At 41.3% G+C, this 22,348-nt stretch carries 18 protein-coding genes, 10 tRNA genes and 2 rRNA genes; 28 read left to right on the top strand and 2 right to left on the bottom strand.

What is annotated here, in order from left to right; genetic code table 11:
• From PQ578_RS20755 to rocF, 13 genes are all read left to right on the top strand, one after another.
• Window positions 1-124 (top strand): 23S ribosomal RNA (locus PQ578_RS20755); the annotation flags it as partial.
• Window positions 125-378: 254 nt separating this feature from the next.
• Window positions 379-495: ribosomal RNA gene (rrf, locus tag PQ578_RS20750) — 5S ribosomal RNA — on the top strand.
• A gap of 10 nt (window positions 496-505) precedes the next feature.
• Window positions 506-580 (top strand) — tRNA-Asn (locus PQ578_RS20745).
• A gap of 4 nt (window positions 581-584) precedes the next feature.
• Window positions 585-660, top strand: a tRNA-Thr gene (locus tag PQ578_RS20740).
• A gap of 6 nt (window positions 661-666) precedes the next feature.
• Window positions 667-741: transfer RNA gene (locus PQ578_RS20735), tRNA-Glu, on the top strand.
• A gap of 19 nt (window positions 742-760) precedes the next feature.
• A tRNA-Val gene (locus tag PQ578_RS20730) sits at window positions 761-836 on the top strand.
• Window positions 837-926: 90 nt separating this feature from the next.
• A tRNA-Thr gene (locus PQ578_RS20725) sits at window positions 927-1,002 on the top strand.
• A 15-nt stretch (window positions 1,003-1,017) separates the two neighbouring features.
• A tRNA-Tyr gene (locus PQ578_RS20720) sits at window positions 1,018-1,102 on the top strand.
• 4 nt (window positions 1,103-1,106) lie between these two features.
• Window positions 1,107-1,182, top strand: a tRNA-Lys gene (locus PQ578_RS20715).
• Window positions 1,183-1,185: 3 nt separating this feature from the next.
• Window positions 1,186-1,260, top strand: a tRNA-Gly gene (locus tag PQ578_RS20710).
• Window positions 1,261-1,270: 10 nt separating this feature from the next.
• Window positions 1,271-1,344: transfer RNA gene (locus PQ578_RS20705), tRNA-Gly, on the top strand.
• Between the two features lie 3 nt (window positions 1,345-1,347).
• Window positions 1,348-1,423: transfer RNA gene (locus PQ578_RS20700), tRNA-Ala, on the top strand.
• 247 nt (window positions 1,424-1,670) lie between these two features.
• On the top strand, window positions 1,671-2,573 hold the full coding sequence (gene rocF, locus PQ578_RS20695) for an arginase (protein WP_273836507.1): 903 nt from the start codon (window positions 1,671-1,673) through the stop codon (window positions 2,571-2,573).
• Window positions 2,574-2,597: 24 nt separating this feature from the next.
• Here rocF and PQ578_RS20690 read toward each other — a convergent pair whose 3' ends face one another.
• Complete coding sequence (locus tag PQ578_RS20690; RefSeq protein ID WP_098446009.1) at window positions 2,598-2,807, bottom strand: aspartyl-phosphate phosphatase Spo0E family protein; 210 nt, start codon at window positions 2,805-2,807, stop codon at window positions 2,598-2,600.
• Window positions 2,808-3,025: 218 nt separating this feature from the next.
• Here PQ578_RS20690 and sigW point away from each other — a divergent pair, with 218 nt between their 5' ends.
• The 8 genes from sigW (at window position 3,026) to PQ578_RS20650 (ending at window position 11,786) form a co-directional block, all read left to right on the top strand.
• A complete protein-coding gene (sigW, locus tag PQ578_RS20685; protein ID WP_098446010.1) occupies window positions 3,026-3,589 on the top strand; it encodes an RNA polymerase sigma factor SigW in 564 nt (187 codons plus the stop codon).
• Between the two features lie 16 nt (window positions 3,590-3,605).
• Window positions 3,606-4,238, top strand: coding sequence for an anti-sigma factor family protein (locus PQ578_RS20680; protein ID WP_273836504.1), 633 nt, complete (start codon window positions 3,606-3,608; stop codon window positions 4,236-4,238).
• 220 nt (window positions 4,239-4,458) lie between these two features.
• Window positions 4,459-5,277 carry a diadenylate cyclase CdaA gene (gene cdaA, locus PQ578_RS20675; RefSeq protein WP_098446598.1) on the top strand — a complete coding sequence of 273 codons (819 nt, stop codon included), beginning with the start codon at window positions 4,459-4,461 and terminating at the stop codon, window positions 5,275-5,277.
• Window positions 5,277-6,515, top strand: a complete 1,239-nt coding sequence (locus tag PQ578_RS20670; RefSeq protein WP_273836503.1) for a CdaR family protein — start codon at window positions 5,277-5,279, stop codon at window positions 6,513-6,515. The genes cdaA and PQ578_RS20670 overlap by 1 nt, the downstream gene beginning before the upstream one ends.
• Window positions 6,516-6,555: 40 nt before the next feature.
• On the top strand, window positions 6,556-7,899 hold the full coding sequence (gene glmM / locus PQ578_RS20665; RefSeq protein WP_098446013.1) for a phosphoglucosamine mutase: 1,344 nt from the start codon (window positions 6,556-6,558) through the stop codon (window positions 7,897-7,899).
• Between the two features lie 482 nt (window positions 7,900-8,381).
• A complete protein-coding gene (glmS, locus tag PQ578_RS20660; RefSeq protein ID WP_273836501.1) occupies window positions 8,382-10,187 on the top strand; it encodes a glutamine--fructose-6-phosphate transaminase (isomerizing) in 1,806 nt (601 codons plus the stop codon).
• Between the two features lie 147 nt (window positions 10,188-10,334).
• Complete coding sequence (locus tag PQ578_RS20655) at window positions 10,335-10,964, top strand: LysE family transporter (RefSeq protein ID WP_273836498.1); 630 nt, start codon at window positions 10,335-10,337, stop codon at window positions 10,962-10,964.
• A 108-nt stretch (window positions 10,965-11,072) separates the two neighbouring features.
• On the top strand, window positions 11,073-11,786 hold the full coding sequence (locus PQ578_RS20650; protein WP_273836516.1) for a YqcI/YcgG family protein: 714 nt from the start codon (window positions 11,073-11,075) through the stop codon (window positions 11,784-11,786).
• Here PQ578_RS20650 and PQ578_RS20645 read toward each other — a convergent pair.
• Complete coding sequence (locus PQ578_RS20645) at window positions 11,783-13,093, bottom strand: amino acid permease (protein WP_273836496.1); 1,311 nt, start codon at window positions 13,091-13,093, stop codon at window positions 11,783-11,785. The two genes, PQ578_RS20650 and PQ578_RS20645, sit on opposite strands and share 4 nt — an antisense overlap.
• A 126-nt stretch (window positions 13,094-13,219) precedes the next feature.
• Between PQ578_RS20645 and PQ578_RS20640 the strand changes: the two genes are divergently transcribed.
• From PQ578_RS20640 to PQ578_RS20610, 7 genes are all read left to right on the top strand, one after another.
• Window positions 13,220-14,161, top strand: coding sequence for an arginine deiminase family protein (locus PQ578_RS20640; RefSeq protein ID WP_273836494.1), 942 nt, complete (start codon window positions 13,220-13,222; stop codon window positions 14,159-14,161).
• A gap of 103 nt (window positions 14,162-14,264) precedes the next feature.
• A complete protein-coding gene (locus tag PQ578_RS20635) occupies window positions 14,265-14,582 on the top strand; it encodes a metal-sensing transcriptional repressor (protein ID WP_224885140.1) in 318 nt (105 codons plus the stop codon).
• Window positions 14,583-14,594: 12 nt separating this feature from the next.
• On the top strand, window positions 14,595-17,000 hold the full coding sequence (locus tag PQ578_RS20630; protein WP_273836490.1) for a heavy metal translocating P-type ATPase: 2,406 nt from the start codon (window positions 14,595-14,597) through the stop codon (window positions 16,998-17,000).
• A 20-nt stretch (window positions 17,001-17,020) separates the two neighbouring features.
• Complete coding sequence (gene copZ / locus PQ578_RS20625; protein ID WP_273836488.1) at window positions 17,021-17,227, top strand: copper chaperone CopZ; 207 nt, start codon at window positions 17,021-17,023, stop codon at window positions 17,225-17,227.
• Window positions 17,228-17,371: 144 nt separating this feature from the next.
• Complete coding sequence (locus PQ578_RS20620) at window positions 17,372-18,085, top strand: ZIP family metal transporter (protein WP_273836486.1); 714 nt, start codon at window positions 17,372-17,374, stop codon at window positions 18,083-18,085.
• Window positions 18,086-18,187: 102 nt separating this feature from the next.
• The gene (locus tag PQ578_RS20615; protein ID WP_273836484.1) at window positions 18,188-20,290 is read left to right on the top strand and encodes a heavy metal translocating P-type ATPase; all 2,103 of its coding nucleotides are present in this window, start codon (window positions 18,188-18,190) and stop codon (window positions 20,288-20,290) included.
• A gap of 281 nt (window positions 20,291-20,571) precedes the next feature.
• A complete protein-coding gene (locus PQ578_RS20610) occupies window positions 20,572-22,338 on the top strand; it encodes a PTS mannitol transporter subunit IIBC (protein WP_273836481.1) in 1,767 nt (588 codons plus the stop codon).
• The last annotated feature ends 10 nt before the right edge of the window (window positions 22,339-22,348 follow it).

The following is a 22,348-nucleotide window of genomic DNA, read 5'->3' as shown; positions in this document are numbered from 1 at the left end:
GATGAGATTTCCCACAGCATTAAGCTGGTAAGATCCCTTAGAGATGATGAGGTAGATAGGTTCGGGGTGGAAGCGTGGCAACACGTGGAGCTGACGAATACTAATCGATCGAGGGCTTAACCTAAAATGAAAAGCGAAGTAAGCCGTTTAAATCCGACAAGCGTTGGAGGCTTTTGAATCAGACGCGTTTTTTGCGTCAGAATCAAAAGGTGAAACGATTGAGGATTTGGCTTACGTAGCTGGACACATTATTGGAATACGTTGTGCGTGCTATCTAGTTTTCAAGGAATAATATTTTTCTTGATCTTTACAAAGAAGTATAGTAAGATATATTTTGTCCTTGGTTAAACACTTTCTAGTGGATCAACCATTGATTAGTCTGGTAATGATGGCGAAGAGGTCACACCCGTTCCCATGCCGAACACGGAAGTTAAGCTCTTCAGCGCCGATGGTAGTTGGGGGATCTCCCCCTGCAAGAGTAGGACGTTGCCAGGCTGACCAATATTCCACAGTAGCTCAGTGGTAGAGCAATCGGCTGTTAACCGATCGGTCGTAGGTTCGAATCCTACCTGTGGAGCCATTATGCTTCCATAGCTCAGCAGGTAGAGCACTTCCATGGTAAGGAAGGGGTCATCGGTTCGAATCCGGTTGGAAGCTCCAGGACATGGCCCGTTGGTCAAGCGGTTAAGACACCGCCCTTTCACGGCGGTAACACGGGTTCGAATCCCGTACGGGTCACCAATATTAATTTTTACTCTGTGGAGGATTAGCTCAGCTGGGAGAGCATCTGCCTTACAAGCAGAGGGTCGGCGGTTCGAGCCCGTCATCCTCCACCATTTTTCTAATAATTAACTTACTTTCAGGAGTACTCAATCGAGTGCACTGTTTTTTATTTGTAAGTTAGATTGATTTTCTTCAAATTCTTCGCCGGCCTAGCTCAATTGGTAGAGCAACTGACTTGTAATCAGTAGGTTGGGGGTTCAAGTCCTCTGGCCGGCACCATTTTTTCTCACTTGTGGAGGGGTAGCGAAGTGGCTAAACGCGGCGGACTGTAAATCCGCTCCCTCAGGGTTCGGCGGTTCGAATCCGTCCCCCTCCACCAGTAAGAGCCATTAGCTCAGTTGGTAGAGCATCTGACTTTTAATCAGAGGGTCGAAGGTTCGAGTCCTTCATGGCTCACCATATGCGGAAGTAGTTCAGTGGTAGAACATCACCTTGCCAAGGTGGGGGTCGCGGGTTCGAATCCCGTCTTCCGCTCCAAACTTTATATGCGGGTGTAGTTTAGTGGTAAAACCTCAGCCTTCCAAGCTGATGTCGTGGGTTCGATCCCCATCACCCGCTCCAAATGGGGCCTTAGCTCAGCTGGGAGAGCGCCTGCCTTGCACGCAGGAGGTCAGCGGTTCGATCCCGCTAGGCTCCACCAATTTCCTTAAACCATGTTTAGGGTTTTTTTTATGTTTAAAATGCTTCACATTCTCCATTTCGTTCTATTCCAAGTTTAACTTTTACCTCATTTACTTACAGTTATTTATTTTTCCACTTATATTTATCCGCAAAAAGGTTCAATTTACGTAATTGTATGAATATTTATTCGTGTTTTATGTCCGGTTGAGTCATTTGTCGAGATCTGGGTAAAATAGAGCTAGACTAGGATACGAGGAGGACTACATATGAATCATGAACTTTCAATTATCGGTGTACCAATGGATCTTGGGCAAATGAGACGCGGTGTCGATATGGGACCAAGTGCCATTCGATATGCAGGAATAGTCGAACGGTTAACAAAATTGAATTATGATATTGAAGATCTTGGAGATATTGAAATTGGTAGACCAGAAAAGCGACCTGAGGATCAAGATCATCAGCTGAAGAACTTAAAAGAAGTGGCTGATGCTAGTGAGAAGCTTTCTAACGTTGTTAATGATGTCGTAAATCGAAAGCGTTTTCCGTTAGTGTTTGGGGGAGATCATAGTATTGCAATCGGTACTCTTGCGGGAGTTGCGCGTAACTACGATAATTTAGGGGTTATCTGGTATGACGCCCATGGAGATTTAAACAACTCAGAAACGTCACCATCTGGAAATATACACGGTATGCCACTTGCTGTAAGTCTAGGAATTGGCGATGAGTCTTTAACTGGAATTTCAGGATACACTCCTAAGATTAAGCCAGAGAACATCGTAATTATCGGCGCTCGTTCACTTGATGAAGGAGAGCGAGAACTGATTAAAGAAAAGGGAATTAAAGTTTATACGATGCATGAAATAGATCGAATGGGTATGACAAAAGTAATGGAAGAAGCGATTGAGTATGTATCGAAGGATGCAGATGGTGTGCATTTAAGTCTTGATCTGGATGGACTGGATCCACACGATGCACCTGGAGTAGGAACGCCAGTGCTTGGAGGAATCAGCTATCGTGAGAGCCACCTTGCAATGGAAATGCTTGCAGAAGCCAATATTCTAACATCAGCAGAATTTGTTGAAGTGAACCCTATTTTGGATGAGAAAAATAAAACGGCTACAGTGGCTGTTGCACTAATGGGGTCTTTATTCGGAGAAAAATTAAAATAATATAAAAAACCGCTGCTTTCTTCATTAGAAAGCAGCGGTTTTTTTATTTCTACGCTGATCGTATTCGTTTAAAAGATAATCAAGATAAGTGCTAATTTCTATAATTTCATTAGAGCTAAGTGGCTTGTTTCGCGCTAACAAATTCATTTTATTACGTGAAGCTTCAATTTCTTTTAATAAAAGGTCTTTTTCCGATCCGATTTGAAAGCTTATCTTTCGATTCACCCTTTCCATGAGTCGAACCACCCTTTCAATAATTTATACCCTTATTACCCAAATTGTTTAAAAGATAAACCGTTTTTGCTAGAAAATTATGTATTTCCATTATAAAGACTAATTCAAACGTGATAGAATAAGAAAGGATAATATGTTTTTTTTTTGAAATAATGAAACTTTGTTTTTCCTGAAACGTAACTATAATAGCCGCAGGGATCAGCGGGGGTTGAGAAAATATGGACGCGATAGTAAAGCGAATCGTACTAAAAGTAAGAAAAGGGGATCATAATGCATTTGGGGAGCTGGTAGAGCTCTATAAAGATCGAGTCTTTGCACTCACCTATCGAATGCTAGGAAACAGGCAGGAGGCTGAGGATGTGGCTCAGGAGGCGTTTATTCGTGCATATACGAATATAGATCGCTATCAGATCGACCGGAAATTCTCTACTTGGTTATACCGGATCGCCACAAACTTATCGATTGATCGAATGCGTAAAAAGAAACCGGATTATTACCTTGATGCTGAAGTATCAGGTACAGAAGGGTTAACAATGTATTCTCAAATTTCGACAGACGAGCCATTACCTGAAGAAGAAGTGGTGTCTTTGGAAGCGCAAGAAGGGATCCATCAGGCGATTTTAAGCTTGCCAGCTAAATATCGAAGTGCTATAACGTTAAAGTATATCCAAGAACTATCGCTCAAGGAGATTAGTGAAATTCTCGATTTGCCTGTAGGTACAGTCAAAACCCGTATTCATCGAGGGAGAGAAACACTTAGGAAGAAACTTCGGGAGCAGTGAGAAAGGGGGAGAAGCTATGAAATGCCCTGCAGAAATAATTGTGCTCATGCATGAAGTACTTGATGAAGAAGCTACGAATGAACAACGTCGCGAGCTATTTGATCACTTGCAAACATGTGATGATTGCAAAGAGCATTATGAAGAATTGAAAAAAACGGAATCGTTTCTCCTCAGCTCGCCTTCTATGAAGGCGCCCGATGGTTTTACATCAAAGGTAATGGAGCAGCTACCTCATGAAAAGCGTACTGTTTGGATGAAACGCTGGATGAAATCACATCCATTTGTAACTGCTGCTGTCCTATTCCTTGTTTTGATGGCAGGATCCGTTTATTCATCGTGGACGAGTGAGGATCAATTGTCTGCTCTTTCTGGGAATTTAAGATTTGAGCAGGATACAAATACAGTTATTGTGCCTGAAGGTGAAGTGGTTGAGGGCGATTTAACAGTAAAAAATCGTAACCTTGAAATAGAAGGTCAAGTTAAAGGGGATGTGCTTGTCATTAACGGAGAACAGTACATGGCCTCTGCAGGACAGGTAACCGGTGAGATTGAAGAAGTCGATCATATTCTAGACTGGACTTGGTATCAAATTAAAAACCTTATACAAGATGTTGGTAATCTTTTTTCTAGTGAAGAAGAAAAAAAGTAAATCGTCTAATAGGCGATTTACTTTTTTTATGGAGGTAATTCACTCGGACGTATATGGTCGTTATTGAACGTTCAAACATGGAGAGCGATTTAGTGAGTAGGTAGTTGCTTTTTTGAAGTTGTCAAAAATATGATATAATTAAAAAGTTACAAATGTATTTTAGCGATGCATTTGAAGTGAACTTCAGGCTAAATACAATATGTTTGGAGGAAGAGCCGTGCTGCCTGTCGGAAATGTAAATGTACTTGATTACATAACTGAGATTATTGATATTTTACTCGTTACGTATGTGATATATAAAATTATTATGCTTATTCGCGGCACGAAGGCCGTTCAGCTTCTAAAGGGAATAACCGTCATTATTGCAGCCTGGTTTTTAAGTAGCTTTTTCGAACTAAATACTTTGCATTGGATTTTGGAGCGAGTCGTACTCTATGGGCTTCTTGCCATTATTATTATTTTCCAACCAGAGCTTCGAAGGGCACTTGAACAATTAGGACGTGGTCGGCTGTTTGCTCGTTCGGCAGTAGAAGAGGAAGAAACCAATAAAATGGTTGAAGCGATCATTAAGTCCTCATCCTACATGGCGAAGCGAAGAATCGGTGCTTTGCTCTCAATTGAGCGTGAAACTGGACTGAACGATTATGTAGAGACAGGAATTCCTATGAATGCTAAACTGACTTCGGAGCTTTTAATTAACATTTTTATTCCTAATACCCCTCTTCATGATGGTGCAGTGATTTTGAAAAAAGATGAAATTCTAGCTGCCGCCTGCTATTTGCCCTTATCAGAAAGCCCTTTTATTTCTAAGGAGCTTGGAACGAGGCATAGGGCAGCACTAGGTATAAGTGAAGTTACAGATAGCTTAACACTTGTTGTTTCTGAAGAAACGGGTAGTATCTCCCTGACAAAGAATGGAGAGCTACATCGAAATTTATCAGAAGAGGCTTTGCGTGATCTGCTGAATGCAGAATTAAACCCGTCCGTATCAAAAACCGAGTCTTCCAACCGTTTCAGTAATTGGAGGGGGAAAAAGTAATGGATAAATTATTGACGAGTAACTGGTTTGTCAAAATCATCTCTTTTCTTCTCGCTCTTATGCTTTATACGATTGTTGCCATGCCTGATGCCTCAACGTCAACCACGAACGACGTTCTTCAACCACAGGCTGAATCAGAACGTATTCCAAACATGGAGCTCGAAGTACTTTATGATGAGGAGAACGTGGTCGTATCTGATTTACCTGAAACTGTAGATGTTCTTGTTGAAGGTCGGACAGATGGCTTAATGCTATCAAAGCTAACAAACAAAGAAATTTATGTGGATTTACGAAATCTCACTCCAGGTCAGCATCTTGTGACAGTAAAGCATAGAGATTTCCCAGAAAACGTGGATGTGACGATTGATCCTGTTCGGGTGTCTGTCACGATCGAAGAGAAAAAATCGAACACGTTCCAAGCTGGAATCAATTTATTGAAAGCAGAAGAGCTACCTGAAGGCTATTCAACAGAAGAACCAATTGTTTCTCCAAAAACCGTTACCGTGACAGGTGCTAGTTCCAAGCTTGAACAAGTTGCCTTCGTTAGAGGATACGTGAATGTTAGCGACGCAAAAGAAGAAGTAAACGAAAGAATTACACTAAATGTGTACGATGCGAATATGGAAGAAATACAGGGGCTATCGATTGACCCTGCCGTAGTGGATGTAAAGGTACCCGTTACAGCCCCTTTTAAGAAGGTGCCAATTAAGCTTGATCAAACAGGTAAGCTTCCTGAAGGCACCAGCATCTCGTCGATTGAACTTGAGCCAAAAGAGGTATCTGTCTTTGGTCCAGAAGAGGAACTTGGAAAGTTAGAATTTCTTGATGGTATTCCGCTAGATTTATCAGAAATTACGAAGGATACAACCATTGAACTTGATGTGCCGGTGCCCGATGGAATGAAGAAAGTAGATCCTGAGACAGTAAAAGCAAAGATTACAGTCGGTAAAGAGGACGAAAAAGCATTTGAAGATGTACCGATTAAAGTTACCGGAATATCTGAAGGGTTAGCGGCGAATATATCAGAACCGGAGCAAGGTTCAACTAATATGACACTTTACGGTGTATCGAGTGTGCTTGATACGATTCAGAATGGGGATTTTCAGGCTTATATTGATGCAAGCGGCCTATCTGAAGGTGAGCATGAACTTGAATTACAATGGAATGGACCATCTTATGTACGCTGGTCAGGTTCAGATAAAAAGATTAAGCTGAGAATAGAGAATAGTTCGTCCTAAATAATGGGAACTGCGTCATAATAAAGGAGAGAGTAAAACGATGGGTAAATATTTTGGTACTGACGGTGTAAGAGGGATAGCGAATACTGAGCTTACCCCAGAACTTGCATTTAAATTAGGCCGTTTTGGTGGTCATGTTTTAACGAAAGATGCGGAAAAACCTAAAATTCTAATTGGACGCGATACGCGTATTTCAGGATATATGCTTGAAGGAGCTTTAGTTGCTGGTCTTCTTTCAATTGGAGCAGAAGTCATGCGTCTTGGTGTGATTTCAACACCTGGTGTTGCTCATTTAACGAAAGCACTTAGCGCACAAGCAGGTGTGATGATCTCTGCTTCTCATAATCCAGTTGGTGACAATGGGATTAAATTTTTTGGGCCTGATGGATTTAAGTTATTGGATGCACAGGAAGCCGAAATCGAATCCCTTATTGATAGTGACGAAGATCATGTTCCACGTCCTACTGGTGCTGACCTCGGTATTGTAAGTGATTATTTCGAAGGTTGCCAGAAATACCTTCAATATTTGAAGCAAACAGTGGACGAAGATTTTTCGGGTCTTCATATTGCGCTTGACTGTGCGCACGGTGCTACATCATCTCTTGCAGCCCACTTATTCGCTGATCTTGAAGCAGACATTTCTACGATTGGTACGAACCCAACAGGTACGAACATTAATGACGGTGTTGGATCGACCCACCCAGAAACGCTCGCTGAATTTGTGAAAGAAAAGAATGCTAACGTAGGCTTTGCATTTGATGGAGACGGGGATCGTCTTATCGCTGTAGATGAAAATGGAGACATTGTTGATGGCGACCAGATTATGTTCATTTGTGCTAAATTTATGAAAGATCAAAAGCGCTTGCGTCATGATACGGTTGTTTCAACGGTCATGAGTAATCTTGGTTTCCATAAAGGGATGGAAGAATCGGGCGTTACGTCGCTGCAAACAAAAGTAGGCGATCGTTATGTAATGGAAGAAATGCGTAAAGAAGGCTACAACCTTGGGGGGGAGCAGTCTGGACACATCATTTTCCTTGATCATATTACGACAGGTGATGGTATGCTGTCAGCGCTTCAGCTTGCTAACATTATGCAAGTAACAAACAAACCATTATCGGAACTTGCTGGGGAAATGAAAAAATATCCTCAATCTCTTGTGAACGTAAAGGTTACAGATAAAAACAAAGTCGATTCGAATGATCGCATTCAAGAAACCATTCAACAAGTAGAAAGCGATATGAACGGTGAAGGTCGTATTCTAGTTCGTCCATCTGGAACAGAGCCGCTTGTACGAGTAATGGCAGAAGCTCCTACTAAAGAGCTTTGTGATGAGTACGTTAATCGTGTTGTATCCATGGTGAAAGAAGAACTTGGCGCGTAATTGACAAAAATGAAGATTTTGTACGAATGGTATGCATGTGCAGCACAAAATAGCTGCACGTGCATACTTTTTTATATAGAGAATTTTTTTCTACTAAGATGAGGCAAAATAGAGCTATCGAGAATAAGAGCAACTTATTCTAAGAAAAAAAGAATTGACCATCTTTTTACAATTGATATAATATAGAAGTATGTTTGGTTTTTATTCTAGAAGGGAAAGAGAGGGAAGTTGGGTTACTTTGAAAAAAAAGCGCCTGGACTGTTTTTCGAACGGAAGAAAACAGTTGACGAGGAAGAGGTTTATCGATCATCGGCGGATACCTCTCGATTGCTTCACCACAATCGGATGGTTTTGTGAAAAACAGAGAGGTGACTTTCTGAACAAAAGCAAAACTATGGTGACAAAATAGCAATTAATCGGAAAAGAAGGGGCAGGTATGCCCCGATGTACACCTGCTCCTTCCATTGAAGGAGGACTTTTTCATGTGCGGTATTGTTGGATATATTGGAAATCAAGACGCTAAAGAAATTCTATTACGAGGTCTAGAGAAGCTTGAATACCGAGGGTACGACTCAGCGGGTATTGCGCTTCTTAACGACGGTGGTCTTCACCTCTTTAAAGAAAAAGGTCGCATTGCCGATCTAAGAAAAAAGGTGGATACTAGTGTGGAAGCGACAGCGGGTATCGGCCATACACGCTGGGCAACACACGGTGAACCAAGTCAGGTAAATGCTCACCCACATCAGAGCAAAACTGAACGTTTCACTCTTGTTCACAACGGAGTAATTGAAAACTATCAACAAATCAAACGTGACTTCTTATCCGAAGTTGATTTTGTAAGTGCAACAGACACGGAAGTTGTTGTTCAACTGATCGCAAGTCTTGTTGAGAAAAAAAACATGTCTGTTGAAGATGCTTTTCATCAAACATTGAATGAACTTCACGGTTCTTACGCACTTGCACTTATTGACAATCATAATCCAGAAACGCTATATGTAGCGAAGAATAAGAGTCCGCTTCTCGTTGGTATCGGCGACGATTTCAACGTAGTAGCAAGTGACTCAATGGCTATGCTTCAAGTAACAAGCAAATTCATCGAGCTTATGGATGAAGAGGTTGTCATTGTGAAGCGTGATTCAGTCACAATTAAAGATATGAGTGGAAACGTAATGGAGCGTGAGCCATTCACGGCTGAAATAGATGCAAGCGACATTGAAAAGGGAACTTATCCTCACTACATGCTGAAGGAAATTGACGAGCAGCCGCTTGCAATCCGTAACATTATTACGAAGTACAAAGATGACGACGATAATATCAAATTAGATGAAGATATTCGTGACGCGATGAAAGAAACGGATCGTATTTATATTATTGCATGTGGCACAAGTTACAACGCGGGTCTTGTTGGTAAACAATTAATTGAGAACATTGCAGAAGTGCCGGTTGAAGTGCACATCGCAAGTGAGTTCTTATACAATATGCCGCTTGTTTCAGAGAAACCTCTCTTTATCTTTATTTCACAAAGTGGTGAAACAGCAGATAGCCGTGGCGTCCTTGTGAATGTGAAGAAGAAAGGGTTTAAGTCTCTTACAATCACGAATGTTCCTGGGTCCACACTGTCTCGTGAAGCGGATTACACGCTGCACACGCATGCAGGACCAGAAATTGCGGTTGCATCTACTAAAGCTTATACGGCACAAATGGCTGTACTAACATTGCTTGCTGTTGATACAGCGCAGGCGAAAGGCATGAAGCTTGATTTTAACCCAATTCAAGAACTTGGTATCGTGGCTACAGCAATGGAATCCATGATTGATCAAAAAGAAATGATTGAGACAGTTGCTCGTAACTTCCTTTCAGTAACACGTAATGCATTCTTTATTGGCCGCGGCGTAGATTACTACGTATGCCTTGAAGGAGCCCTTAAGCTTAAGGAGATCTCATACATTCAAGCAGAAGGATTTGCTGGTGGTGAGTTGAAGCACGGTACCATTGCTCTTATCGAAAAAGGTACACCTGTTATTGCACTTGCAACTCAGAAGCATGTGAATGGAAGCATCCGTTCCAACGTACAGGAAGTGGTTTCTCGTGGTGCATCTCCTTGTATCATCTCTCTTGCAGGACTTGAAGAGGAAGGCGACACCATCGTCCTTGATGAAGTGCATGAGCACCTTACTCCACTCGCTTCAGTTGTGCCGCTTCAGTTGCTTGCTTACTATGCAGCGCTACACAGAGAATGTGATGTAGATAAGCCAAGAAACCTTGCTAAATCAGTAACGGTTGAATAAACATTGATAGATAAGAACGGCCTTTTCCAATTGGAGAAGGCCGTTTTTTCGTAATGACAATGGTAGATAGAGGGCTGGGACTTTCCTTCGACTACTTACAAGCATGTCCGAATATAATGATACGAATACGACGAAGGGTGGAGGCGTATGAGTATCTTTATTAGCTACATCTTTTTAGGACTATCACTGTCAGCTCCAATGGGGCCGATTAATGCTGCGCAGCTCGACAGGGGAATACGATTTGGATTTATGAATGCTTGGTTGGTAGGGTTTGGTGCGATGATAGCAGATGGTGTCTTTATGATGCTGATTTACTTTGGACTCGCTCAAGTTATTGATACGCCATTTATGAAAACATTTTTGTGGTTATTTGGTTTTTTTGTTTTAACGTATACCGGCATTGAAAATATCGCTAAGGCTAATTCCATTGGAGGGAAGGAAACGAGTAACCGAAATGGTTCAAACCGTAAATCATTTCAAACAGGTTTTTTTATTGCGATATCAAATCCGCTAAACATTTTATTTTGGCTTGGGATATATGGCTCTATTCTAGCTCAAACATCTAGCATGGTTGATGGCAAGCAGCTGTTGCTTTATAGTACAGGCATTTTTCTAGGCATCACTTTATGGGATCTCACGATGGCGAGTGCAGCAGCAGGTGCGCGTGCATGGGTGAATCCAAATATGTTGAAACGAATATCGATCCTATCTGGAATAACATTAATCGGTTTTGGTTTTTATTTTGGAATACAAGCGATCAAGTTGTTCATCGGATAGACTGGCACCACTTTCTGTCCCTCCTAATAAAATAACGCGTGTCGTGTTAAGGAGGGATTCCATTTGGAACTATATACGAAATCATGGATTGATGAACACGAAGAAGAAATGGAAGGTTGGAAGCATACTGCGTTTAATCACTTGGAGGCAATGTTAGGAGACCGTGAAAAACCTTATCCTTGTATTCCTGGAAAACAGGGGTTTTATCAAGATAATTTGCGTTACGGGTTTGCAGATGATCCAACAACAGATAGCGCATGTACTCAGTTAGCTGCTTTGTTAGAAGATTACGGAAAAGTAGCCAGGGGCACAGGTAAATATGCCTCTCTGGTCGTTTTTTTTGACTCAAGGAGGTTACAGCAACAAAATGCTGAGGTCGAGCAGTATCAATCACTCTTTTGGTCGCTATTAAACCGAGTACATGAACTGGATAAGGAAGAGTGGCCGGAGCATATTCCTAAAGATCCTCATGATCCTAAATGGGAATTTTGCTTCAATGGAGAACCGTATTTTGCTTTCTGTGCGACCCCAGCTCATGTTGTTCGACAAAGTCGTCACTTTCCTTGTTTTCTAATTGCGTTTCAACCAAGATGGGTTTTTGATGAAATCAATTCGGAAACCACTTTTGGCCAAAAGCTTAAGAAAGCCATTCGGCAGCGTTTGGTTTCTTACGATGGGATTCCAGCCCACCCCGCTTTGAAGTGGTACGGTCAGCAAGATAACTATGAGTGGGAACAATATTTTTTATCAGATGATGACTCTTCGCTTTCTAAATGTCCTTTCATGGCGATGAAACAGAAGTGGAAGAGCATACGTTCCTAGTGCTGTTTCCTTTTCATTTTAAAAAAGGTAGCCGAAGCAATGAGTAGAAGAAAGCATAGACTGACAAAAAAACCTGCTCTACTAATGCGATCAAATAACGTCCCTGAAACAGCTGTACTTATTAGAAGAATACCAATGACGAGTTTTATCTTATCTTTGAACGTGGTCTGAGTTAATTTCCGATAAGAAAAAAGGATAAACATCCAATTGTATAACAGCATTAAACCAGCGGCAGTTGTTAAATACTCAAAGATGTTTTCAGGTAATAAGAGAGCAACACCAATTGAAAGTATAACAACTAGGGTTGTAAGACCAAAGGCGGGAAGGGAAATCTTCCTGCTTTTTTTTGCGAAAATTGCAGGCGCATCATTTTCTTCAGCGAGTGTTACAAGCATGGTTGTAACAGCATAGAGAGAAGCGACCATTGTTGAAAAGCCAGCAATAATTAAAATCGCATTAAATACGTGAGGGATCCATGGGAGTTGAAATTGAGTGAGTGCTGTTAAAAACGGGCTTTCATTCGGGGTAATGCTTTTGATAGGAATAAGCTTTAAAACAACGATGAACGAAAGAATATATAGAATGGTTAAGACGATCAGCATCACTTTTCCAGCTTTAGGAGCGTTTTTTGGATCTTCAAGCTCATTTGCCATCAGTCCCATTACTTCAATCCCACCAAATGCATAGAAAGCATATACAAGAGCAACCCAGAGTCCCATTGCATGACCTGAAAAGAAGTCATTTGACGTCACTTGAACGGTCACGTGATCTTGTTTAGGATCAAGCCATCCAAGTAAGGCAGCGGCACCGATTGCGAGAAACATGACAATGGCAGCAATTTTCATTATCCCAAACACGTTCTCCATTTTTTCGACGAGCTGGACCCCTATAAAGATGATGAGTAGCCCAAGCGAAGCAAATACGGAGGCATTGAGCCAAAGAGGAGTACTGGGAAACCAGAATTGAGCGAATAGCGCAAGTGCCGTTAGCTGGCTTCCCATGATAAGCATTTCAGAAGACCAGTAGACCCAGCCATTGCTAAATCCAGCCCATGCCCCGAAAGCTTGTTTCGCATATGTTCGAAATGATCCTTTTGTTGGATGATTAGCTGTTAGGTTTGAAAGAGCCTCATAAACGATCCAGGTTCCAATCGCAGCTAAAGAATATGCTACTAAAATGAGATAGCCTGCTTTTTCAATGACGATGCTTGACCCGAGAAAATAGCCTGTTCCTATGATGCAGCCAACACCAACGCATGACATTTGCCACCAGCTTAATTTTTTTCCCTGAGCTGTCGGTTTACCCATTCTACCACCCTCCTCCAGCCTAGTTTGAGGCTCGAAGACAAGGTTTATGTGTTTATAAAATTGTAGAATCATTTTTTTGGTTGAGGAGAAAGTAAGGAGACCATGAATATAAAGGGGTTTAGTGAGATGAACATCCAACCAAATTGTTGGAATGAATACGGACAATTAAAATCGGTTATCGTTTGTTCTCCGTCGATTTTAGATGTACCTGATCAACAGACAGCGACAGATGTGCAATGGGAAAAGGCAGTGAGACAAAAAAAGGCGAGAGAAAATCATCAAATAATGATTGAAGCGATGGAGGAAGAAGGAGTAAATGTGATTGATTACTCCGTTCATTTATCACGAGAGGAACTTTTATTAAATGAAAAATTAATTAATCGTATTTTCGTCCGCGATCTTGCATGTGTGTTTGGAAAAAAGATTCTTCCCGGGGCAGCTGGGACTTCTATGAGGAGACCTGAATATTTTCAAAGTCACACGTTATTTCAACAATGGTTTGATAACATGACGTTTCGTTTGGAAGTAAATAATGATTTGAAGGCGCTCGAATATGGAGATGTGATGATCCTGAATAAAGATGCTATTCTGATAAATGTAGGCATTCGGACAAGCATTGAAAGTGTAGAAGCTTTGCAGGATGATTTGTTCAAGGCTGGTTTCTCAGAAATAGGCGTCATTGATTTGCCCCGTCGACCAGATACAATGCACCTCGATATGAATTGTAACGTGGTCGGGGGAAAACTTTTTATTGGGAAAAGCTACATGAACTATTTACCGATTCAAGTTATAGCATCAAAAGGGTTTACTTATGAAATGCCAGAAGTGTTTTTAAAGCGACATGGGTTTGAAACGGAGTGGACTTCTGACATTAAACATACCGTGGCAGATATCAATTTCCTAAATCTTAATCCAGAGACGCTGTTAATCAGTACAAAAGCTAATAAATCAATCTTTAAAAACCATTCTATTCTTAAAAAGAAAAAGCTGATTGAAATAGAAGTAGACGAATTAGAAAAAGGGGGCGGCGGTATCCGGTGTATGACGTTGCCTTTGGAAAGAGAATAAAAAAACCTACATGATGTAGGTTTTTTTTATGATACGATTCAGTTGACACACATACCTAAGGGGGGTATATTGAACTTAAGAAAATATAGAGGAGTTGATTCGAATGGATGACTTGAACATTCCCCTACAGCCGGAGAAGAAGCCCACTGAACCGCGAACCGAAGAAGAAAAGCAGCAGCTTCAAAACCGCTTAAAACGCATTGAAGGCCAGATCCGTGGTATTCAAAAAATGGTTGGAGAAGACCGCTATTGTGTAGACATTCTCATTCAGCTTTCTGCGATTCAGGCAGCATTAAAAAAAGTTGGTTATACGCTTCTTGAACGTCATACGAAAACGTGCGTAGCTAATTCAATTAAAGAAGGTACGGGTGATGATCAGATAGAGGAGTTAATGAAAGTCATTCAGCAGTTCTCTAAGTAGGAGGTGAACGAAATGGAATCACAGAAGCAGATCTCCCTTCATGTTACAGGGATGACGTGTGCTTCATGTTCAACAAGAATTGAAAAGGTATTAAATAAAATGGACGGAGTAAATGCAAACGTTAATTTAACGATGGAAAAAGCAAGCGTCGCTTATGATGAAGATAAAGTAAAGGCGGAAGAAATTGTTGGGAAAATTGAAAAGCTTGGATACGGTGTACGCAAAGAGAAAGTTGAGCTCGATATTCACGGGATGACATGTGCCGCCTGCTCGACAAGAATAGAAAAAGGCTTAAACCGTACAAAAGGTGTTGAGCTTGCTTCCGTGAACTTAACAACAGAGTCTGGCGTAGTCGAATATCAGCCTGGAGAAGTAACGTTAGATGAAATTCTCCAAAAGGTGAAAAAGCTCGGTTATGAAGCGGTAGTCAAAAAGGATCGAGAAGAGCAGCAATCTCACAAAGATGAAGAAGTTAAAAAGAAAAAACGTCGTTTGCTTATCTCAGCACTTCTTTCGTTACCGCTACTCTTAACAATGCTAGGTCATCTACCTGGCGGGTTAGCACTTCCGGTGCCCCATCTTCTCATGGAGCCCTGGTTTCAATTTCTTCTAGCTACACCCGTTCAGTTTGTCATTGGCGCACCATTTTATTCTGGCGCTTATCGAGCACTGGTTAATAAGAGCGCAAATATGGATGTCCTTGTTGCGCTTGGGACATCTGCGGCTTATTTTTACAGTGTGATAGAGGGCATTAGAAGTTATCTAACGGAAGGCTACAATCCGTCTCTTTATTTTGAAACAAGTGCTATTCTAATAACGCTTATTTTAGTCGGAAAGCTATTTGAAGATCTTGCGAAAGGGAGAACAACACAAGCGATTACAAAATTGCTTAACCTCCAGGCGAAAGAAGCAAGTGTCATTCGGGATGGGGAAGAAGTAAAAGTACCTGTTGATCAAGTACAGGTAGGAGATCATATCATTGTTCGTCCTGGAGAGAAAATACCTGTAGACGGTATCGTAGAAAAAGGCAATTCATCCGTTGATGAGTCTATGATCACAGGGGAATCCATCCCAATAGAGAAAGAAGTAGGAGAGAGTGTAATTGGTTCTACAATTAATGAAAACGGTACGTTAACCATTCGCGCTGAAAAGGTCGGAAAAGACACAGCACTGGCCGGAATCATTAAAATTGTAGAAGATGCCCAGGGGTCTAAAGCACCAATACAGCGGTTAGCCGATGTAATTTCAGGTGTTTTTGTACCGATAGTAGTCGCTATTGCCGCCGTTACGTTTTTCGTTTGGTATTTTCTGGTTGATCCATACAATTTACCACAGGCGCTTGAGGTTGGAATAGCCGTTCTTGTTATTGCATGTCCTTGTGCACTAGGTTTGGCTACACCGACATCAATTATGGTTGGGACAGGTAAAGGTGCTGAGCAAGGTATTCTTTATAAAGGTGGCGAATTTCTAGAAGCCACTCACAAAATTGATGCGATCTTACTTGATAAAACAGGGACTATTACAAAAGGAAAGCCAGAAGTAACAGATTTTGTTGCTTTTCAAAGTAATGAGAAGAGCGTGCTGGAAAAATTGGTAGCGGCTGAGAAAGCTTCTGAACATCCTCTTGCCAAGTCCATTGTAGAGTATGGTTTGAATCAGAAGATTGAAGTAGCTGAAGCAGAGCAGTTTCAAGCTATTCCAGGACATGGGATTGTGGCAACTGTGCAAGAAAAGCAAATCCTGGTTGGTACGCGCAAGCTGATGGAGCGGGAACATATTTCCGTTTCTGCATATGAAGAGCAAATGACTACGTACGAATTAGACGGGAAGACGGCTATGTTTATTGCATTTGATAACAGTGTGCAAGGAATTATTGCTGTCGCTGATACTGTGAAAGAAACGTCTCAGAAAGCGATTGAAGAAATGCGTGCGCTTGGCATCGATGTGTATATGATTACAGGTGACAACCAACGCACAGCTGAGGCAATTGGAAAACAAGTAAATCTAAATGGCGTGTTTGCTGAGGTGCTCCCTGAGGAAAAGGCTAGTAAGGTGAAAGAGTTACAGCGAGAAGGTAAACGAGTTGCGATGGTAGGAGATGGAATTAACGATGCCCCAGCTCTTGCGACAGCTGATATTGGAATGGCTATTGGAACAGGAACAGATGTAGCTATTGAAACAGCAGATGTTACTCTCGTTGGTGGCGACCTTCAAAACATTCCAAAGGCGATTCATTTAAGTCAGAAAACGATGCAGAATATTCGTCAAAATTTATTCTGGGCGCTATTCTATAATTCAATTGGTATTCCAATTGCTGCGCTCGGTCTACTAGCTCCATGGGTTGCTGGAGCGGCTATGGCATTTAGCTCCGTATCTGTCGTAGCAAACTCCCTCCGTTTGAAGCGAGTCAAACTTTAAGAAATGAAAGGAGAATGAAAATGGAACAAACAACGTTAAAAATCGAAGGTATGACATGTGATCATTGTAAAGCAGCAGTAACTAATGCATTAACAGAGCTTGATGGTGTAGCAGAAGTAGATGTGAATATAAAAGAAGGCACGGCAAAAGTTTCTTACGACTCTAGAAGTGTTTCTGTTTCAGAAATGAATGAAGCGGTTGAAGAACAGGGATATGATATTGTCTAACTAAAAAGGCTGAAGAAAGGACGCAATCCTTTCTTCGGCCTTTTTTATGATACATAAGTTCACCACTCCACTAATAAAATGCGCTAATAGGACAAGTGGGTAGAAGAGAAAGCCTCTTCAATTTATTTAGGAGGGAATGCAGTCATGATGACATCATTGTTAACTCTTTTTATGATTGGCTTTGGAGGACTTATGATCGGCTCGTTCGCAGGGAGAATGGCATTTACATATTATCAACATCGTCTAGAAGCTCTTTACCTTATTTGCGGAGGAATGCTCATTGGTGTCATTATGTTTGAATTAATACCCGAAAGCATACGTACTTATCCGTTTTGGGCCCTCGTGGCAGGAGTATCGTTATCGGTCTTTGTTTGTGTGTTTACGGATCACGCCATACACGGGATGTTTCGTGATAAAAGCTATCTTCCTGTGTTCGCTTTCGTGCTAGCCCTTATTTTTCATAATATCCCTGTAGGAATCGCGCTAGGAATGACATTAGGTGAAGGTATCGGCATATCGTTGCTTATTGCTCTATTTATTCATCATTTACCAGAAGGGGTCGCACTCTATATTCTAATGAGAATGAATGGGGTTAAACGCATTTTTGTTATCATCGGTGGGAGCTTCGTAACGATTGTTTTAACAGTGGCAGCGTGGTTTGGTATGGTTTCGAGTCAATCTATTCTTATCAATGGCATATTTTTGGGCATTGCAATCGGCTCTTTAGGCTATGTAGCGCTTCACGAAATGATCGGCCAAGTTGTCGGGAAAGTTTTAAAAAGAGAGTTGTACTTGTATACATGTTTGGGAATACTTTTGTTATCACTCTACCTACAGGTGGCTCACGAAATCTTTTGACAACGTGCAAAAGATTCAGTAAAATTGTACATAGATTAATATGAACACATGCTCATATATTGAATACAATAGATAAAAGAACGAAGAAAGGAGTAAAATACGATGGAAGAATATCGTCTTAAGGGCTTATCTTGTCCCAACTGTGCTGCTGGCATGGAGCAACAGATTCAAAAACTTGAGTACGGCGAATCAGCTCAAATTCAGTACAATTCAGCTAAGCTAAAAGTAGATAAAAGAGTTAACATTGAACAGGTCGAGAAAATCCTTGATTCCGATCATGCTTCTATAATGAAGGAAGAGGATGGACATACACACGCTCATGCTAGTATGAAGTGGCTCCTAGGCATTTCAACTGGTATCTTTCTATTCGCTCTGCTATTAGATTTCGCCACAGCTGTTCCAGCTGTTCCGTTTTATCTTACTGCGATTATCTTAAGCGGATATCAAACGTTTATGAAAGGTCTTCGAAATTTAACGAAGTTAACGTTTAATATTGAAACCTTGATGACGATTGCGTTAATCGGGGCTGTTTCCATTGGAGAGTGGAAAGAAGGAACGCTTGTTGCGATTTTGTTTGGATTGAATGAATACTTAGAAGGACTTGGCATGGAGAAGGCCAGGAAGTCGATGGAATCCCTTCTTCAAATCGCACCGAAAGAAGCGCTTCTTATCCGAGATGGAAAAGAAGAAGTGGTCTCAATTAACGACCTTAAAGTAGACGATCTTGTTCTCGTTCAATCTGGCGCTAAAATTCCTTCAGATGGAATTGTATCAGCTGGAAATAGCTCAGTGAATGAAGCTGCGATCACGGGAGAAGCCATGCCGGTTGAAAAAGGAGTTGGTGAATCTGTTTTTGGCGGAAGCATTAATAATGAGGGCATTCTGCACGTGAAAATCTCAAAGGCCTATGAGGATTCTTCGCTCGCAAAAATATTGCATTTAGTTGAAGAAGCTCAAGAAACGAAGACACCAACGGAGTTATTTATTAATCGTTTTTCAAGATTCTATACACCAATTATCATGGTCATCTCAGCCCTGGTTATGCTTGTTCCTCCGTTATTGTTTGGTGGGATTTGGGGTGACTGGTTTTATCAAGGGCTTGCTGTATTAATTGTCGGTTGTCCATGTGCTCTTATACTGTCATCACCTATTGCGAACATCTCCGGTATTACAAGGAATGCGCGTAACGGCATTCTAGTAAAAGGATCGGTCTATCTTGAGCAACTGGGTAAAATCGATACGCTAGCTTTTGATAAGACTGGGACACTGACAAAAGGATTCCCTTATGTTGAGACATATGAAAGCTATAACGATGAGAAGTTCCTATCTGTAGCAGCAGCGGTCGAGAAGCATTCTTCTCATCCACTAGCCAAAGCAATTATGAAGAAAGTAGCTGATTTTCCTTATAGAGAACTCGAAGCAACCAATGTCGAAACGGTTTCAGGGCAAGGCATCATTGCAGAGGTTAATGGAAAGAGACATTGGGTGGGAAATGAAAAAAGCGTATGTCATGTTACCATACCTGAGAATGTTCAATCATCAATTAATGCGATGAAACGAGATGGGCTAACGCTTGTCATTGTAGCCGATGAAACAAAGATACTTGGTATGTTTGGTATTGCGGATGAAATCCGCGAAGAAAGCCAGTCTGTTATACGTGATTTGCATCAAGCAGGTATTAAGAATACGGTGATGTTAACCGGAGATCATGAGAAAACAGCTGAGAAAGTGGCAAACCGTGTTGGTGTTCGTTCTTATTTCGGTGGTCTCTTACCTGAAGACAAAGTCTCTAAAGTAAAAGAATTAACAGCGAAAGGCAAAGTAGCCATGATTGGTGACGGAATTAACGATGCACCGGCTCTTGCTTCAGCTGATCTTGGAATTGCAATGGGGAAAGGGACGGATAGCGCGATTGAAACAGCCGATATTGTATTGATGCAGGATCATCTCGGTAAGCTGCCAGAAGCGGTCTCGATCGCCAAGCGCGTGAATCGAACGATCCGAGTCAATATTGCACTAGCCCTTGGTTTGAAACTCATTGCCTTACTCCTTACTATTCCTGGATTATTGACCCTATGGATTGCAATATTGTCGGATATGGGTGCAACGATTCTTGTGACCTTGATTAGTTTAACGATTTTATGGGAGCGGAAAGAAAAAGAAAATCCAACGATAAAGAAGGAAGCTGAACCCCAGCATTCGTAAAACCTCTGGTTGTCTAGAGGTTTTTCTTTATGAGTATTTTGGGAAATTCGCCTAAATTATAGGAAGTTAAAGGTGTTTATTTAATCATGTCAACAAGTGCTGCGCCGAATTCGCGTTTGGATTTCATTGTATATGACTCAAAACGCTCGTATGATAAGAACTACAGAAAGTCGCACTGGGATAAGGATCCTATATAAGCGTTCATATTAACTGATTCAAATAAGAAACGTACAAACAAAATGAAAACGCTTTTAACGTGCGAGTGAAAAGGAGGAAATACGATGAGTGAACAGAACACAGAGAAATCTGGATTCAAAGTAAAAGTTCAGCGGTTCGGAAGTTACTTAAGCAGTATGATCATGCCGAATATTGGTGCGTTTATTGCTTGGGGGTTAATCACTGCTCTATTCATACCAGATGGTTATTTACCAAACGCAAGTCTAGCAGAATTAGTAGAACCAATGCTTTACTACCTATTGCCACTACTGATTGGATATACTGGAGGTAAAATTGTCTACGGCGGTCGTGGTGGAGTGGTCGGTGCAACAGCTACGATCGGTGTTATTGTAGGCGCAGACATTCCGATGTTCCTTGGAGCTATGGCAATGGGACCACTTGGAGGATATTTAATTAAGAAATTCGACGAGGCCATTCATGGCAAGATTAAATCAGGTTTTGAAATGCTCGTTAATAATTTTTCAGCAGGAATTATCGGTGGAGCGTTAACAATTATTGCTTCTCTAGCAATTGGACCAGTGGTATTGGGACTAAACAAAGCACTTGCTGCTGGTGTAGAAGCGATTATCGCTGCAGGTCTACTCCCTTTAGTAAGTATTCTAATTGAACCTGGTAAAGTGCTCTTTTTAAATAATGCTATCAACCATGGGATTTTTACCCCGCTTGGACTTGAACAAGTAGCGAATACTGGTAAATCAGTGCTCTTTTTAGTTGAAGCGAACCCTGGACCAGGTCTAGGAATTCTTCTAGCCTACTCGATTGTTGGGAAAGGATCTGCAAAACAATCAGCACCAGGAGCTGCACTGATTCATTTCGTTGGGGGAATTCATGAAATTTACTTCCCTTACATTTTGATGAAGCCAGCACTTGTACTTGCTGCCATTCTTGGTGGAATGGGTGGTGTATTCACATTTACACTTCTAGATGCAGGACTGTTAGCAGCGGCTTCACCAGGTAGTATCGTCTCTCTTATGATTATGTCACCACGAGGCGGCTATCTAAGCGTTATTGCAGGTGTTCTTGTAGCAACAGCTATTTCTTTCCTAGTCTCATTCGTCATTCTAAAACGCTCAAAAGATAGCGGAGAAGATATTTCAGAAGCAACTGAAAAAATGGAAGTAATGAAAGGGAAGAAGAGTAGCGTATCGTCTAATCTAAAAACGAATGCGGAAGGGCCAAAAGTAGAAGCATCTTCTTATGGTAACATCGCTAAAGTAGTCTTTGCATGTGATGCTGGAATGGGCTCAAGTGCAATGGGCGCATCCGTACTTCGTAACAAATTCAAAAAAGCTGGGTTAACAGACATTGAAGTAACGAATACGTCGATTAGCAACCTACCCAATGATGCTGACCTAGTCGTAACGCACCAGGATTTAACGGATCGTGCGAAGGATAAGCTTCCAGAAGCGAATCATATCTCGGTTAAAAACTTTATGAATAGTCCAAAATACGATGAGCTTGTTGCTGAGTTAACTTCCACAGGAGAAACGCCAGTGAAAGAAGAGACAATACCAGAACAAGCAGAGCAGAAAGAAATTAATAAAGTAGTCTTTGCATGTGATGCTGGAATGGGCTCAAGTGCAATGGGCGCATCCGTACTTCGTAACAAATTCAAAAAAGCAGGACTTCAAGACATTGATGTAACAAATACGGCTATTAGTAACTTACCAGATGATGCTGATTTAATCATAACGCACCAGGACTTAACAGATCGAGCAAAAGCGAAACGCCCTGATGCTGAACATATTTCAGTTGCAAACTTTATGAATAGCCCGAAATACGAAGAGCTTGTTGATAGACTTAAAAAATAGTTATAGCCAG

Source organism: Guptibacillus sedimenti (assembly GCF_028610665.1).
Lineage (GTDB): Bacteria > Bacillota > Bacilli > Bacillales > Guptibacillaceae > Guptibacillus > Guptibacillus sedimenti.
Note: the sequence above shows the minus strand (reverse complement) of the source record. Positions and strands in the feature narration are given on the sequence as shown.